Origin of the sequence: Arenimonas sp. SCN 70-307 (assembly GCF_001724815.1) — a bacterium.
In the GTDB taxonomy this organism is placed as follows: Bacteria; Pseudomonadota; Gammaproteobacteria; order Xanthomonadales; family Xanthomonadaceae; genus Arenimonas.
Genome location: NZ_MEDO01000007.1, coordinates 68,034 through 83,641, shown reverse-complemented (window position 1 = coordinate 83,641; position 15,608 = coordinate 68,034). Strand labels below are relative to the sequence as shown.

Sequence of the window (15,608 nt, the reverse complement as noted above, 5' to 3'; positions counted from 1 at the left end):
GTGGCGATCCGCGAGGCCCCGTTCGCGGGCGGCAGCGAGGTGAAGTACCAGCACACCGACGCGCTGGGCAGCCCGGTGGCGATCAGCAACGCGGCCGGCACGGTCACCGAGCGCACCAACTACGATCCCTACGGCGGCGCGATCAACAAGACCGTCGACGGCGTCGGCTATACCGGCCACGTGATGGACCCAGTGACGGGGCTGACGTATATGCAGCAGCGCTATTACGACCCGGGGATGGGAGTGTTTCTATCGGTCGATCCGGTGACGACAAACCACCACAATGGCGAAAGCTTCAATCGTTATCGTTACGGCAACAACAGTCCTTATAAGTTCATCGATCCGGACGGCCGTGACGCCTGCAGCCTCACACGCGGGCCGTCGTGTGACAAGTACGGTGGATTCGACAGCAGGCCGAGAGGAGGTCAGTGCGAAAAGGTTTGTATTGGCGGCCCGACCAGCCGGCCGGCAAATGGGCCCAATAGGCATGCAAAGAGAGATCGACAGGTGCAAGAAGCAATCAGAAAGTTCTCGCCTGACACGTTTGGCGCCGATGTCGAGTACGATCCGCACCTAAACGCAGCAGGGTCCAACATTGGTGCGCACAAGATCGTGCTTGGTCCAAGGGCCTTCCATTTTTCTTTAGGCTTTCTTGCCTCGGTGATTCAGCACGAGGCTATTCATGTGCGCCAAGACCAAGAACGGCGCTCTTTCAACTACGGCAGAGGATCAATTGACAATGAGGTTGAAGCGACGGTTAATCAACTCAGAAACGCAGGGCGCTTCAACCTGACCCCGCAGGAAATTCAGGCTATCCGTAAGCATCATGAGGCTCGCTATGGGCCGTTGCCATCCGAATAGAGCATTGCCCTTTGTCTCGCATCTGAGGTGCCCCGTGGCGAACTTCCTGAACTCCTTTTTGCTCTTCCTAGGCTGTCTGCTTATTTCCCGACCAGCTGGGGCGACGGACAAGCTGTCACTGGAAATCCAGCTAAGTGACCAGACTATTTCCGTCGTGCTTGTGAACGAGGGGGATGATTCCGTGAATGGCTCGCGAGGCTACTTCCTGTCTGGGTTGTCAGGCGGAAACGTAATCCCGGTGGTAGTAACCGAACTCGGCCAACTCATGCCCCCTTGCGGCCATATGGACTACCTTCCCGAAAAAATGGAGGTTGTCCCGATAGGCTCTGGTCAGCAGGTTGTCGTTTGGAGAGGCACCGCCAAAATCATCGCGGGTCTACACTGTTTGGAAGAAGGAAAGTACGCCTTAGCGTTTTCCTATATGGCTCCGGATGGAAGCCTTGTCTTTACCGGCAGCAGCGTTGCCTTGGTGGTTGGTAAGAAGTTCAGCGCCAGGGCTGAGCCAATTAGTGGGGGTAGTGGGCGTCTGTGACCCTGCGTGATTCACCGACCCAGGCTAATTTCGGCTCAGTCCATCCAGGGCTTGGCTAGAAGATGAGAACGAAAAGGAGCAGGCTGCTTCCAGGGCCGTACCTCAGCGATTGTCTTTCAAGCTGACCGCTCGAATGGCGACGATCGCCACCCTCAGTCCAGCAATTCCTCGCCCAACCCGAACGTCTCCGCGCCGCCGCTGCCCACTTCCTCGGCACCCGGCGGCAGCACGCGGTAGGGCGGGCGGCCGGCGTAGTCGCCGGGTTGTTCGATGCGCCAGCCGCGGGCTTCGAGTTCGCGGCGCGCGCGCGGGCTGACCTGGCCGGCCACCAGCAGGTGGCGGGTGCCCGCCTGGGCGAGCAGCGGCTGGTCGAACCAGCGCGCCATGTCCTCGGTCCAGCCCAGCCAGTCCAGGCCCAGCGGCAGCCACAGTTCGCCGCCGGGGTCGAGGTAGGCCATCCAGGCGCCCTGCGCCACGAAGCGGCCGCGCCGCTGCTGCGGCGACAGCGAGGCGTCGAGCAGGCGCAGCGCATGCACCACGAAGCGCGCCTGCGGCTCGTCGCCGGCCATCATTGCGATCTCGAGCAGCAGCTCGCAGCCTTCGTCCGGGTCGATGGCGTCGAGCAGGCGCACGAACTCCGACTGCAGCAGCGCGCCATAGGCGCCGTCGCGCAGGAAGTTGCGCGCCAGCAGGGCGTCCACGCAGTGCAGCTCCAGTACGCCGGCGTTGACGCGCCTCACCTGCTCGGGCCGCGCCTGCATCACCCACTGGTCCACCTGCACCATGTTCGACATCACGGCGGTGGCGGGGCCGCCGGCCAGCGCCAGCACGTAGCCGGTGGCGTAGCGGCCGCTGGTTTCGGCCCAGGCCAGCGCGTCCAGGCGCGGCACCAGCAGCGGATTGCGCGTGCCCGGGTCCACGCCCAGGCGCTGCGCCAGCGCGCGGCGCGCCGAGCTGTAGCCCAGCTCCTGGCGGGCCAGGCGGCCGGTTTCGCGGCCCAGCTTGCGCCAGAGGCCGCGCCGGCGTTCGGGCTGCTCGTCGCCGGCGGCGCCGAGCGCGCCGCCCGGGTTGGTGTAGGGCGAGCCCGAATGCATCCAGTGTTCGTTGCCCAGGTCGGCCACGCGGCGCACCGAGGAGCCCAGGCGGTCCCAGCGGTCGGCGAAGAAGCGGCCCACGCCCGCGGGCAGGCCCAGGCCGGCCTGCGCCGGGTCGCTGGCTATCGCGGCCGCGGCGTCCACCGGCTGCATGGCGCGCTCGCGCGCGGCGACCGCCACCACTTCCGAAGCCTTGGCTTCGTGCAGACGCGCCAGCGCCGGCACCTCGGCCACGCGCACGGCCAGTTGCTCCACGCCGTCAGCCTGCAGCGTGCCCCAGTCGGTGTGCAGGGTGAAACGCGCGAGCCCGCCGCGTATCGGCGCCTGCGATTCCACGCGCCAGCCGGGGCCGGCCAGCCAGGCCGGGTCCACCAGGTCGGCGGCGTCGACGACGGGCGCTTCCTCGGCGGCGGGGGCGGGTGCACTGGCCAGCAGCAGGCACAGCGCCAGCGCGCTGGCAAAGCGGTTCACGACGAGATTCCGGAAGCAGCCGGCCCGGTCAGGACCAGCTGCACACCACCTTGCCGCACTGGCCGCTTTCCATCAGCTCGAAGCCCTTCTGGAAATCGTCGATGTGCACCTGGTGGGTCAGCACCTTCTGCAGCGGGAAGCCCGACTGCACCAGCTGCGTCATCTTGTACCAGGTCTCGTACATCTTGCGGCCGTAGATGCCGTGCAGCACCAGGCCCTTGAAGATCACCTTGTCCCAGTTGATGCCGGCGCCGTTGGGCAGGATGCCCAGCAGGGCGATCTTGCCGCCGTTGTACATGCAGTCGAGCATGTCGTTGAAGGCGTGCGGGTTGCCGCTCATCTCGAGGGCCACGTCGAAGCCCTCCATGTGCAGGTCCTTCATCACGTCCTTGAGCGACTGCTTGGACACGTTCACCACGCGGGTGGCACCCATGTCGGCGGCGAGCTTGAGGCGGTAGTCGTTGACGTCGGTGACCACCACGTTGCGCGCGCCGATGTGCTTGCAGATGCCCGCGGCGATGATGCCGATCGGGCCGGCGCCGGTGATCAGCACGTCCTCGCCGACCACGTCGAACTCCAGCGCGCAGTGCGCGGCGTTGCCGTAGGGGTCGAAGAAGGCGGCCAGCTCGGACGGGATGGAATCCGGGATGGGCCAAAGGTTGCTGGCCGGCATCACGATGTATTCGGCGAAGGCGCCGTGGCGGTTCACGCCGATGCCCACGGTGTTCGGGCACAGGTGCTGGCGGCCGGCGCGGCAGTTGCGGCAGTGGCCGCAGACGATGTGGCCTTCGGCCGAAACGCGGTCGCCTTCCTTGTAGCCGGTGACGCCCGGGCCCATGGCCACGACGCGGCCGACGAACTCGTGGCCGATCACCAGGCCCGGCTTGATGGTGCGCTGGCTCCACTCGTCCCACTTGTAGATGTGCAGGTCGGTGCCGCAGATGGCGGTTTTCTCGAGCTTGATCAGCACCTCGTTGGGGCCGGGGGTCGGCACCGGCACCTGTTCCATCCAGATGCCCTTCTCGGGGCTGCGCTTCACCAGCGCCTTCATCATTTGCTGAGCCATGTTCACTTCCAAGGCTGGCCCGCGGCGGGCCGGTCGGGCGCAAATTATACGCCCATGGCGTGAACCGGCCGGGAAGGCCTCAGGGCAGCTCGATGCGCCAGCCCAGGGCCAGCATGCGCTCGCCCAGGAAGGCGTGGCCAAAACGCTGGCGCCATTCGATGAAGGCCGACTGCCCGCCCGTGAAGACGAACACCGCGCCCAGCCCGGCCTCGCCCCAGTTGGCGTCCGGATCGTCGGTTTCGAACACCACCGGCGTGCCGTTGGCGTCGGCGGCGAAGCGCACCGTCAGCGGACGCGCCGGATTGGCGAATTCGCGGCGCCAGCCCACCCGCGCCAGCGGCTGCCACACGCCCCAGCTGGCCGATACCGTGCGCGACAGGCCCAGATCCAGTCGCCCGCGCCGGCTGCTGATGGCGCGCCCGGGCACGGACACCGCCAGCCCGGCGCCGCCGGATTCGGTGTACGGGTCGATCTCGGTGCGCTGCCAGTCCAGGCCGCCGGAGAGCTGCCATTCCCAGCCCGCGGCCGGGCGGCTCCAAGTCAGGCCCAGGCCGGCGAGGCGGCGGCTGGCGCTGGCGTCGGCGCTGGCCAGGGCCTGCACCGAGGTGCCGTCGAGCAGGGTGTAGTCGATGGCGCGGCGCAGGTCGTAGCTGCCGTCGAGCCCGCCGGCGTAGGCGTCCACGGCCAGCGCGTCGGCGGGCGTCCAGCCGGCCATCAGCAGCGCGCCGGTGTAGCGCGTGCGGGTGCTGCCGTCGGAGGCGAGGAAATCGAGGTCTTCGCGGGCGTGGTTCACCAGCAGGCCCAGGCGCCAGCGCTCGCGCGGGGCCCAGTCCACGCCGGCCGACAGGGCCCAGGTGTCACCGTCGAAGGGCGCTTCGTTGACGCCGTCGCGGCGCTTGAGCCGGCCCGTGTCGGCGCTGGCGAACACCGACCAGCCGCCGCCGAGCTCGCTGCGCGCCTCGGCCTGGTCGGGGGCGCCGTCGCGGGTGGCGGCGCGGCCCTGGCCGGGGATCTCGCCGAGGAAATTGCCGGCCGCCGAGGCGTCGCGGCTTCCCGGGCCGCCGTTGGCGATCTCGAAACAGCGCTGGGCCAGGTCGCTGCCGGGCGCGGCGCCCAGGCACAGGGTGGTCCACAGCGCCGCCAGGGCGTCGTCGGGCGATTGCGCCCGTGCGGCGGGGCAGGCGGCCAGGGCCAACAGGCCGGCCAACACGCAAGCCAGTGCACGCATACCTTTCCCCCTCTTGTCCCCTGCCGAAAGTCTACGCCCGCGGTGGCTGCCCGCAAGCGCCGCCGCTGCTAGGCTTGGGGTTTGCCCAGCACACCAAGGTGAAACGTATGCGCGTAGCAATCCTGGCCGCCGCGATGGCGCTCTCCCTCTCCGCCCAGGCCCGCGAGGGCATGTGGGTGCCGCAGCAGCTGCCTGAGATCGCCGGTCCGCTGAAGGAAGCCGGCCTGGTGCTGCCGCCCGAACAGCTGGCCAACCTCACCGGCGACCCGATGGGCGCGGTGGTCGCGCTCGGCGGCTGCACGGCGTCCTTCGTTTCGCCCGAGGGCCTGGTGGCCACCAACCACCACTGCGCCTACGGCGCCATCCAGCTCAACTCGACGCCCGAGAAGAACCTGATGCGCGACGGCTTCGTGGCCGCCACGCGCGAGCAGGAGCTCTCCGCCGGCCCGAACGCCCGCGTCTACGTGATGGACCAGATCACCGACGTCACCGACAAGATGCTGGCCGCCACCTCGCCCGAGCAGGACGGCCTGGCCCGCCAGAAGGCACTCGAGGACACCCAGAAGGCGCTCATCGCCGGCTGCGAGACCGAGCCCGGCTACCGCTGCACCCTCTACAGCTTCTTCGGCGGCCAGACCTACCGCCTGTTCCGCCAGATCGAAATCAAGGACGTGCGCCTCGTCTACGCGCCGCCGAACGCCATCGGCGCCTACGGCGGCGACATCGACAACTGGATGTGGCCGCGCCACACCGGCGACTTCACCTTCTACCGCGCCTACGTCGGCAAGGACGGCAAGCCGGCGGCGTTCTCGCCCGACAACGTGCCCTTCCAGCCGCGCCAGCACCTCAAGCTGGCCACCGATGCGCTGGGCGAGGGTGATTTCGTGATGGTCGCCGGCTACCCGGGCACCACCAACCGCTACGCGCTGTTCGACGAGTTCCAGGCCGTGGCCAGCTGGCAGTACCCGGTGGTGGGCCAGCACCTGAAGAACCTGATCAACCTCGTCGACGCTGCCGGCAAGGCCAACCCGGACATCGAGGTGAAGTACGCCACCTCCGTGCGCGGCTGGAACAACGCCAGCAAGAACTGGGACGGCCAGCTCGAGGGCTTCGCCCGCATCGACGCCGCCGGCACCAAGCGCGCCGAGGAGCAGGCCGTGCTGGCCTGGCTGCGTGGCCGCGGCGATGCCGGCAAGCCGGCGCTGGTGGCCCACGAGCGCCTGGTGGCGCTGGCGGCCGAAACCCGCGCCACCCGCGAGCGCGACCTGATCGTCGGCCAGATCGCCGGCACCGGCCTGCTGGCCAACATCCGCGGCCTCTACCGCCTGTCCACCGAGCTCGAGAAGCCCAACGCCGAGCGCGCCCCGGGTTACCAGGACCGCGACCTGCCGGGCATCGAGGGCAATGCGCGCCAGCTCGAGCGCCGCTTCGACGCCGGCATGGAAAAGCAGCTGATGGCCTACTGGCTGGGCGAGTACATCAAGCTGCCGGCCGACCAGCGCGTGGCCGCCATCGACGCCTGGCTGGGCGGCAACGACGCCGCGGCCATCACGCGTGCGCTCGACGAGACCTACGGCAAGACCACGGTGGGCAACACCGACGCGCGCCTGGCGCTGTTCAAGGCCGAGCGCGCCGCGTTCGAGTCGAGCACCGATCCGCTGGTGAAGCTGGCCGTGGCGCTGCAGCCGGCCATGTTCGAGCAGGAGAACAAGGCCAAGGCCCGCGGCGGTGAGTCCAGCCGCCACCGCCCGGTCTACCTGGCGGCGGTGCAGGAGTACAAGCGCGGCCAGGGTCAGGGCGTGTACCCCGACGCCAACCTCAGCCTGCGCATCACCTACGGCAACGTGCAGGGTTATGCGCCCAAGGACGGCGTGTTCTACACCCCGTTCACCACGCTCGACGGCCTGGTCGCCAAGGCCACCGGCGTGGAGCCCTTCGACGCGCCCCAGGCCCAGCTCGACGCCATCGCCGGCATGAGCGCGGAGCAGAAGGCCGCCATCCCGGTGAACTTCCTGTCCGACCTCGACATCACCGGCGGCAACTCGGGTTCGCCGGTGCTCAACGGCAAGGGCGAGCTCGTGGGCCTGGCCTTCGACGGCAACTGGGAGTCGGTGAGCTCGAACTGGGTGTTCGACCCGGCCATGACCCGCATGATCGCCGTCGACCACCGCTACATGGTCTGGGTGATGGACAAGGTCTTCCCGGCCCACCACCTGCTCAAGGAAATGGGCGCCCGCTGAGGCGCCCGATCCCTCCCGTAGGAGCGCCTTCAGGCGCGAATCCCTTCTTTGCCGAAGGCAAAGGCAAAAGATTCGCGCCTGAAGGCGCTCCTACAGTTCTTTGGGGGATTGGAATAGAGTGGGGCTTCCAGGGGAGGAAGTCCGATGCAGGTACGTTTCCACGGTGCCGCCGGTGAAGTCACCGGCTCCTGCCACGAGGTCGAGGCCAACGGCCACCGCCTGCTGCTCGACTGCGGCATGATCCAGGGCAGCATCGACGACGAACACCGCAACTTCGAGCCGTTTCCCTTCGACATCGAAGGCCTGTCGGCGGTGGTGCTCAGCCACGCCCACATCGACCACTGCGGCCGCCTGCCGGTGCTCGTCGCGCGCGGCTACAAGGGTCCGATCTGGACCCAGCTGGCCACCGCCGACCTGCTCAAGATCATGCTCGAGGACGCCGCCTCGCTGGCCGAGATGGACGCCGAGCGCGACAACAAGTACCGCCGCGACGGCCACGCCCACCACCGCCCGCTGTTCACCCGCGGCGACGTCGGCAAGGTGCTCAAGCTGGTGCGGCCGATCGGCTACGGCAAGCCCACCGAAATCCTGCCCGGCGTCACCGTCACGCTGCGCGATGCCGGCCACATCCTCGGCTCGGCCAGCGTCGAGCTGCGCGCACGGGAAGGCGAACGCGAGCGCGTGCTGGTGTTCTCCGGCGACCTCGGCCCCACCGGCACGCCCATCCTGCGCGACGCCCAGCCGGTGCCGCACGCCGATCTGCTGCTGCTCGAATCCACCTACGGCGGCCGCGCCCACCGCGACCGCGAGGCCACGCTCACCGAGATCGCCGAGGTGCTCGACACGGCCTGGGATGCCGGTGGCAACGTGCTCATCCCGGCCTTCGCGGTCGGCCGCAGCCAGGAGCTGCTGTACTGGTTCGCGCGGCACTGGGACGACTGGAAGATGTCGCGCTGGAAGATCTTCCTCGACAGCCCGATGGCCACCAAGGTGGTCGAGGTCTACGACGGCCACGAATCGCTGTTCGACGAAGACGCGCAGCAGGTTTGGCGCGGCCGGCCGCATCCGTTCCGGTTGCCCAACCTCAACTTCACCGCCTCCACAGAAGAGTCGATGGCGATCAACAAGCACAAGGGCGGGGCGATCATCATCGCCGGCTCGGGCATGTGCAACGGCGGCCGCATCCGCCACCACCTGCGCCAGAACCTCGGCCGCAAGGAGGCGCACGTGATGTTCGTCGGCTACCAGGCCCACGGCACCCTGGGCCGCCGGCTGGTGGACGGCGCGCGCGAAGTGAAGATGTTCGGCGAGGTCATCCAGGTGAAGGCGCAGCTGCACACCGTTGGCGGCCTGTCCGCGCACGCCGACCAGCCGGGTCTGGTGGACTGGTACCGGCAGATTCCCAACCGCCCGCCGGTGGTGCTGGTGCACGGCGAGGACGATGCCCGCGAGGCGCTGGCCAAGGTGCTGCGCAGCGACCTGAAGGCCGACGCGTCGCTGTCGCGGCCCGGCATGGTGGTCGAGGTCTGAGCCCGTGGCCGCGCCCGAGGCCGAACCGGAAAACGAACGTCCCTTCACCGTGCCCTGCGCCACGCTCGACGCCGGCGCGCCGCTGCGCTGGCTGCGCGCGGGCTGGCGCGACTACCGGCGCGCGCCGGGGCTGAGCCTGCTGTTCGGCGGCGTGATCGTGCTCGCCAGCATCGGCATCTCGGCCATGGCCTGGTGGCTGGGCCGCTTCGCGCTGCTGGCGGCGCTGCTGTCGGGCTTCGTGTTCGTGGCACCGCTGGTGGCCGTGGGCCTGTATTGCGTAAGCCGCGAGCTCGAAGCCGGGCGCCGGCCGGTGCTGCGCGATTCGTTCGTGCTCGCGCGGCGCGTGGTCGGCCAGGCCGGCGTGTTCGCCCTGGCGCAGGGCGTCGTGCTGATGCTGTGGTCGCGCGCCGGCATGATGGTCAACGCGCTGGTGCCGGTGGAGCGGGGCGACCTCGTCACCTGGCTCGAGTTCCTGGCCATCGGCTCGGCGGCCGGTTCGGTGTTCGCCGCTTTCACCTTCGCCGCGGCGGCCTTTTCGCTGCCGATGATCGCCGACCGCGACGTGGACATGGTCACCGCCGGCGTCTCGAGCGTGAACGCCGTGCTGCGCAACAAGGGCGTGGCCCTGCTGTGGGCGGCGCTGATCGTGGTGCTGGTGGCGGTGGGCTTCGCCACCGCCTTCCTCGGCCTGGCGCTGGTGATGCCGTGGCTGGCCTACGCCACCTGGCACGCCTACCGCGAAACGCTCGACGCCTCCGCCTGGCCGCGCCTGGACTGAGCCGGCGGGCCCGCGGTGCGGGCCCGCCGGGCCGGCTTCAGGGCGAGGGGGGCTTCTTCGAGGCGATCCAGCGGTCGATCTTGGCCTCGAGCACCGCCAGCGGCACCGAGCCGTCCTGCAGCACTTCGGCGTGGAAGCCGCGGATGTCGAAGTTGTCGCCCAGTTCGGCCTCGGCGCGGTCGCGCAGCTCCTGGATCTTGAGCTCGCCCACCTTGTAGGCCAGGGCCTGGCCGGCGATGGCGATGTAGCGCTCGGTTTCCGACACGGCCTCGGTGTCGCTGGTGGCCGAGTTGGCCTTCATGTAGTCGATCACCTGCTCGCGGGTCCAGCCCTTGGAGTGCAGGCCGGTGTCCACCACCAGGCGGATCGCGCGCCACAGCTCGGCCTGCAGCCGGCCGAAGTACTGGTACGGGTCGGTGTACACGCCCAGCTCCTTGCCCAGCGACTCGGCGTACAGGCCCCAGCCTTCGATGAAGGCGGTTTCGCCGCCGAAGCGGCGGAAGGCCGGCAGGCCCTCGAGCTCCTGCTGCAGCGCGATCTGGAAGTGGTGGCCCGGGATGGCCTCGTGCAGGTAAAGCGCCTCGGCGTCCCAGGTCTTGCGGGTGGGCAGGTCGTAGGTGTTGACGTAGAAGATGCCCGGGCGGCTGCCGTCCTGGCTGGGCGGCATGTAGCTGCCGCCGGCGGCCGACTGCGCGCGGAAGGCCTCGACCGGGCGGATCTCGAAGGGCGCGCGCGGCGTGAGCGAGAACAGCTCGTCAACGCGCTCGTTCACCTTGGCCTCGAGCGCGCGGTAGGCGACCAGCAGGGCCTCTTCGCTTTCGAACTCGAACTGCTTGTCGCTGGTGACGAAGGTGAAGAACTCGGCGCGGCTGCCGGTGAAGCCCACCTGCTGCATCACCGCGTCCATCTCGCCGTGGATGCGCGCCACTTCGGCCAGGCCGATGTCGTGGATCTGCGCCGGGCTCAGGTCGGTGGTGGTGGACTGGCGCACGCGGTAGGCATACCAGGCTTCGCCGTCGGGCAGGGCCGAGAGCGACACGGTGTCGCGGCAGGCCGGCAGGTATTCCTCGGCCACGAAGCGGCGCAGCTCGCGGTAGGCCGGCATCAGCTGGTCGGCGATGAGCGTGCGGTAGGCCTCGGTGAGCCGGGCCTTGTCGGCCTCGCTGGTGCCTTCCGGGAAGTTGGCGACCGGGCGCCAGAACAGGGTGTCCTCGGGCTTGTCCTTGATCAGCGCGTCGATCTGCGGGATCACCTTCTGCATCAGCACTTTCGGCTGCACCACGCCGCTGGCCATGCCTTCGCGCATGTTGGCCTGCATGGTCTGCATCAGCTGCGGGAAGTTGCCGGCGCGCGCCAGCCAGTTGTCGTAGTCCTGCACGGTGGCGAAGGGCTGGGCGCCGGTGCCCGAGCCGAGCTGGGCGAACAGGCCGGTGAGGTTGTAGAACTGGTTGAGCGGCTGCTGCCAGTCGGGGAAACGCTCGCCTTCGATCTCGCTTTCAAGATCGCGCACGAAGATCTGGTAGCTCAGCAGGTCCTGGCCCTGCAGGCCGTCGCTGCCGATGGCCTGGGCGCGGCCCAGCCAGTCGCGGGCGAAGGCCGACTCCTTGGCGCGGAACTCGGCGCTGAAGAAGTCCGGCAGCTGGTCGTTGTAGCGCGGGTCGCCGACGAAGGTGGCCTGCAGCGGGTTGAGCGCCAGCGAGGCTTCCCAGAAATCGGCATACAGCTGCTGCAGCTGCGCGGCGCGCGCGGCGGCCTGCTCGGCGGTGACGGCGGGCGCGGCCGGGACGGCGGTGTCGGGTCCGCCGGCCGGCGTACAGCCGGCGAGGGCGAGGGCCAGGGCGAGGGCGAGCGGGCGCAGGGTCATGGCGGGGTTCCTGGAGGGCGTGGGGGCAATCCTACGAGTGTGCGGCGGCCGGCGCAGCCAGGCCCGGGCAGGAAGTCACGGCCTCAGCCGCGCGCCGCCTCGGCCCGCAGCCGGGCGGCCTGGTCCTGGCCGAGGTAGGCCGTGATGCCCCGGCGCACCAGGTAGAGCATCGGGATCAGGGCGATGGCGCAGGCCATCTTGTAGCCGTAGTTCATGCTCGCCACCGCCAGCCACAGCGAGGTGGGCCACTGCTGCGGGCCGAGCACGAAGGCGATGTAGAGCACGATCAGGCTGTCGAACAGCTGCGACACCGCCGTCGAACCGGTGGCGCGCAGCCACACCAGGCGCTCGCCGGTGGCGCGGCGGATGCGGTGGAACACGCTCACGTCCACCAGCTGGCCGATGAGGAAAGCGACCAGCGAACCACCGATGGTCCACAGGCCCTGGCCGAACACCGCCGCGAACGCGGCCTGGTAGTCGGGCACGCCCTGGTCGGCCGCCACGCCCACCCACCACGAGGCCGGCGCCAGCGAGATGGCGAGGTAGGCGAACACGAAGCCATAGCTGATCAGCGCCACCGCCAGCCAGCTGATGAAGCGCACGCCGCGCTTGCCGTAGAACTCGTTGATGACGTCGGTCATCACGAACACGATCGGCCAGAGCAGGGTGCCGGCGGTGAAGTTGAGCGATCCGCTCTGCCCGAACAGGTTCCACTCGAAGGGCGCCAGGCCGAGGGTGTCCTCGAGCGCGAAGATCTTGACCCCGATGAACTCGGCCAGCAGCGCATTGCTGACGAAAAACGCCGCCAGCACCAGGAACAGCCGGTTGGCGCGTTCGGCGCTGGTCACGCCGGCGGGCCGGGCCGGTCGAAGGGCATCGCCTCGGGGCTGACGGCGCCGCCGGAGATGATGAAGGCCATCGCTTCGTCCACGGTCCAGTCGGTGGGCGTGAGCTTGTCCACCGGCACGATTTCGAGGTAACCCGAGGTCGGGTTGGGCGTGGTGGGCACGTACACGGCGGCCAGTTCGCGGCCGGTGCCCTGCTCGCGGATGACGCGGGTGACGAAGCCCACGCACTTCATCTCGCGGTGCGGGAAATCAATCAGCACCACGCGCTGGGTGCCGTCGGGCTTGGTCTGCAGCAGGTCGAGCAGCTTGCGGGCGCTGCCGTAGACCGTGCTGGCCAGCGGGATGCGGGCGATCAGGCCCTCGAACCAGCCCAGCATTTGCTGGCCCACCACGCGCCGGGCCAGGGCGCCGACGGCGATGATGACCAGGATGGTCGCGAACACCGCGAACAGCGACTGCGCCCAAGGGTCGTCCACCCAGCCCAGCCATCCCGGATGGCTGGCGGCCAGCCGCGCCGAGACCGGCGCGACCACCGGCTGGCTGGCGTCCTTGAGCAGGGCCAGCACGAACTTGAAGACGATCCAGACCAGCCAGATCGGCAGCAGGGTGAGCAGGCCGGTGATGAAATACGCGCGCAGTCTTCGCATGGCCGGAGTGTAGGGCATGCGCGGTGGCGCCGGGCGTCAACGGGCGCCGAGTTCCCCGGCGTCGACCTCGCGCACCAGCCGGAAGCCGATGTCGTCGAAGCCGGTGTCGGCGTCGAAGTCGTTGTTCTGGCCCGGCTCCGAACGCTGCGGCGTGTCCCGCCAGCCCACGCCGGCGGCCAGGCGGCGCTGGCAGCCGCGGCTGCAGTTGCTGGTCCACTCGCGCACGTTGCCGCGCATGCCGGCCAGGCCCAACGGGCTCAGCGGGCCCTGGCTGGCGCTGACCGTGCCTTCGCTGCCGCAGCTGATGCGGCCATCGCGACAGGCGTTGCCGCTGCCGCGGTAGTTGGCCAGCGGCGTCCACTCGGCCAGGGTCGGCAGCCGGTAGCTCTGGCCGCTGCGCTGGCTGAGCCAGCGGGCGTAGGCCTCGGCGTCGGCATAGCTGACGCAGGTGACCGGGTGGTTGCCCGACTGGCTGAAGCCCGGGTCGTCCCAGCCGCGCTTCTTCAGGCTGATCGGCGCCAGGCGGTTTCGGCAGCGTGCCGCCGGGCGGCCGGTGGCGCTGGCGAAGGCGGCGTACTCGGCGCGGGTGACCTCGCTGCGCATCGCGCCCAGGCCCGCCGTACCGGCGCGCGGCGTGCGCACCAGCACCATGGCGGCGGCGGTGTCGGCCAGGGCGTCGCCGGCCTTGGGCAGCTGCACCGACTTCGACCAGGCCGGCTCGAGGCTGGCCGGCTCCACTTCCAGCGCGCCGGCCAGCACCTTGGTGGCGGCCACGGCGTCGGCGTCGAGCTGCTCGAGGCCACGCTCCAGGCGCGCCAGCAGCAGCGGCGGCAGGGCCTGGCGCATTTCCAGCCAGGGTTTGCCCTGCAGGCGGTCCATCTCGGCCGCGAAGGGCGCGGCGCGTTCGTAGTTCTGGCGGGCGGCCGCGTCGTCGCCCTCGCCCACCGCGGCCACGACGCGGGTGGTGTAGTAGCCGATCACCTCGTCCGAGAGCCGGTACAGCGCCGGCTCGCGCGGCGCCACCTGGCGGGCGGCGCGCAGCGACTCCATGGCGTTGTCGCCGGCGGGCAGGCTCAGGCGCTGCCGGTCGATTTGCCGGCGCGCGGCCGACAGTTCGCGCGCGCCGGGGCGGGTGGGGTCGTAGTCGAGCGTGGTGACGGCCACCGCTGCCTGCACATTGGCGAAGGGCGAGGGCGCGGCCGCCACCGCGGGGGCCGGGGCCGCCGGCGCGGCGTCCAGCGCCGGGGCGGGCGGCGGCGCGGGCTCGGCCGCGGCCTCCGCGGGCACGGTCGCCGGCGTGGCGTCCTCAACGGTGAAGAAGTCGCTGGCCGGTTCGCGGGCCGGCTCGCGGCCCATCAGCCAGGCGATCGCGGCGGCGGCCAGCACGGCCGCGGCCACGCCGCTGGCCACCGGCTTCCACCAGCGCTGCACCAGCACGCCGACCTTGCCGGTGTCGAGCAGCGGCTCGCTGCGCTTGCCGGCGGCGATCTGGTTGAGCGCGCCGAGCATCTGCTGGGCGTTGCGGTAGCGGTTGTCGGGCGACTTGGCCATCGCCCGGTCGATGAAGGGCTGCCAGTGCTTCTTCTCGGGCGGCAGCCGCGGCACCGGGTCCTGGGCGTGCATCAGGGCCAGCGCCAGCGGGTCGGCGGCCTGGAAGGGCAGCTTGCCGGTGAGCAGCTCGTAGGCCAGCACGCCCACGCTGTAGAGGTCGGCGCGGCCGTCCACCACTTCGCCGCGGGCCTGCTCGGGCGCCATGTAGCCGCCGCTGCCCACGGCCAGGCCGGCGGTGGTGATGCGGGTGGAGTCGCGCTTGCTCAGGGCGATGCCGAAGTCGGTCAGCAGCGGCCGGTCGGCGTTGTCGAACAGCACGTTCTCGGCCTTGACGTCGCGGTGCACGATGCCGCGCGCATGCGCGTACTCGAGCGCCGAGAGCAGCGAGCGCAGCACCTCGACGGCGCGCTCCTCGTCCTGGGTGAAGTCGCGCTGGCCCAGGTGGCCCTTGGCCAGGTAGGGCAGCACGTAATAGAGCAGGCCCTGGCGCGTGCGACCGACCTCGTGGATGCCGACGATGCAGGGGTGTTCGAGCTTGGCGATGGTGCGCGCCTCGTGCTCGAAGCGCTGCTTGGAGATTTCGTCGGTGAGCGCGGCGGGCGACATCACCTTGATGGCGACCTGGCGGTCGAGCGACTCCTGCACGCCGAGGTAAACCTGCGACATGCCGCCCTTGCCGATCCGGCGCAGCACGCGGTAACCGGGGATCTCGGGCATGTAGCTCGAGAGCAGCGCGGTCAGCTCGTCAGGGGAGAGTTCTTCTTCCTGCTGCATGGCGCGAGGGGGCTGGCGGGGGACGGGGGCTCCCAGCATACGGGAGCCGCGCGTTCAGGCAAGTAAACGCCGCTTCCGTGACCCGGTTCACACTTTCCCCGCCCCCCCGGCCACCCCCTGTAGG

12 protein-coding genes are annotated in these 15,608 nt (G+C 69.8%); 5 read left to right on the top strand and 7 right to left on the bottom strand.

Annotation, left to right across the window (positions count from 1 at the left end; genetic code table 11):
- Nucleotides 1–861, top strand: an 861-nt coding sequence (locus ABS41_RS04335) for an RHS repeat-associated core domain-containing protein (RefSeq protein ID WP_290591181.1), incomplete at its 5' end; no start/stop codon positions are given.
- 34 nt (nt 862–895) lie between these two features.
- Nucleotides 896–1,393, top strand: coding sequence for a hypothetical protein (locus ABS41_RS04330; protein WP_290591178.1), 498 nt, complete (start codon nt 896–898; stop codon nt 1,391–1,393).
- Between the two features lie 152 nt (nt 1,394–1,545).
- On the opposite strand, the gene ABS41_RS04325 is transcribed toward ABS41_RS04330, so the two are convergent.
- From ABS41_RS04325 to ABS41_RS04315, 3 genes are all read right to left on the bottom strand, one after another.
- Nucleotides 1,546–2,958, bottom strand: coding sequence for a hypothetical protein (locus ABS41_RS04325; protein ID WP_290591175.1), 1,413 nt, complete (start codon nt 2,956–2,958; stop codon nt 1,546–1,548).
- A gap of 28 nt (nt 2,959–2,986) precedes the next feature.
- Nucleotides 2,987–4,024, bottom strand: a complete 1,038-nt coding sequence (gene tdh / locus ABS41_RS04320; protein ID WP_290591173.1) for an L-threonine 3-dehydrogenase — start codon at nt 4,022–4,024, stop codon at nt 2,987–2,989.
- A gap of 79 nt (nt 4,025–4,103) precedes the next feature.
- The gene (locus ABS41_RS04315) at nt 4,104–5,252 is read right to left on the bottom strand and encodes an autotransporter outer membrane beta-barrel domain-containing protein (RefSeq protein ID WP_290591170.1); all 1,149 of its coding nucleotides are present in this window, start codon (nt 5,250–5,252) and stop codon (nt 4,104–4,106) included.
- Nucleotides 5,253–5,422: 170 nt separating this feature from the next.
- On the opposite strand from ABS41_RS04315, the gene ABS41_RS04310 reads away from it, so the two are divergent.
- From ABS41_RS04310 to ABS41_RS04300, 3 genes are all read left to right on the top strand, one after another.
- On the top strand, nt 5,423–7,492 hold the full coding sequence (locus ABS41_RS04310) for a S46 family peptidase (protein WP_290591186.1): 2,070 nt from the start codon (nt 5,423–5,425) through the stop codon (nt 7,490–7,492).
- A gap of 144 nt (nt 7,493–7,636) precedes the next feature.
- On the top strand, nt 7,637–9,022 hold the full coding sequence (locus ABS41_RS04305; protein ID WP_290591167.1) for an MBL fold metallo-hydrolase: 1,386 nt from the start codon (nt 7,637–7,639) through the stop codon (nt 9,020–9,022).
- Between the two features lie 4 nt (nt 9,023–9,026).
- Nucleotides 9,027–9,800, top strand: coding sequence for a DUF2189 domain-containing protein (locus tag ABS41_RS04300; RefSeq protein ID WP_290591164.1), 774 nt, complete (start codon nt 9,027–9,029; stop codon nt 9,798–9,800).
- A 37-nt stretch (nt 9,801–9,837) separates the two neighbouring features.
- On the opposite strand, the gene ABS41_RS04295 is transcribed toward ABS41_RS04300, so the two are convergent.
- From ABS41_RS04295 to ABS41_RS04280, 4 genes are all read right to left on the bottom strand, one after another.
- Entirely contained in the window at nt 9,838–11,664 is a 1,827-nt protein-coding gene (locus tag ABS41_RS04295) for a DUF885 family protein (RefSeq protein ID WP_290591161.1), read from the bottom strand.
- 83 nt (nt 11,665–11,747) lie between these two features.
- Nucleotides 11,748–12,512: a queuosine precursor transporter gene (locus tag ABS41_RS04290; protein WP_290591158.1), complete on the bottom strand. Its 765-nt coding sequence runs from the start codon at nt 12,510–12,512 to the stop codon at nt 11,748–11,750.
- Nucleotides 12,509–13,177, bottom strand: coding sequence for a DUF502 domain-containing protein (locus tag ABS41_RS04285; RefSeq protein ID WP_290591155.1), 669 nt, complete (start codon nt 13,175–13,177; stop codon nt 12,509–12,511). Before ABS41_RS04285 ends, ABS41_RS04290 begins: the two co-directional genes overlap by 4 nt.
- A gap of 18 nt (nt 13,178–13,195) precedes the next feature.
- Nucleotides 13,196–15,484, bottom strand: a complete 2,289-nt coding sequence (locus ABS41_RS04280) for a bifunctional serine/threonine-protein kinase/formylglycine-generating enzyme family protein (protein WP_290591152.1) — start codon at nt 15,482–15,484, stop codon at nt 13,196–13,198.
- Between the last annotated feature and the right edge of the window lie 124 nt (nt 15,485–15,608).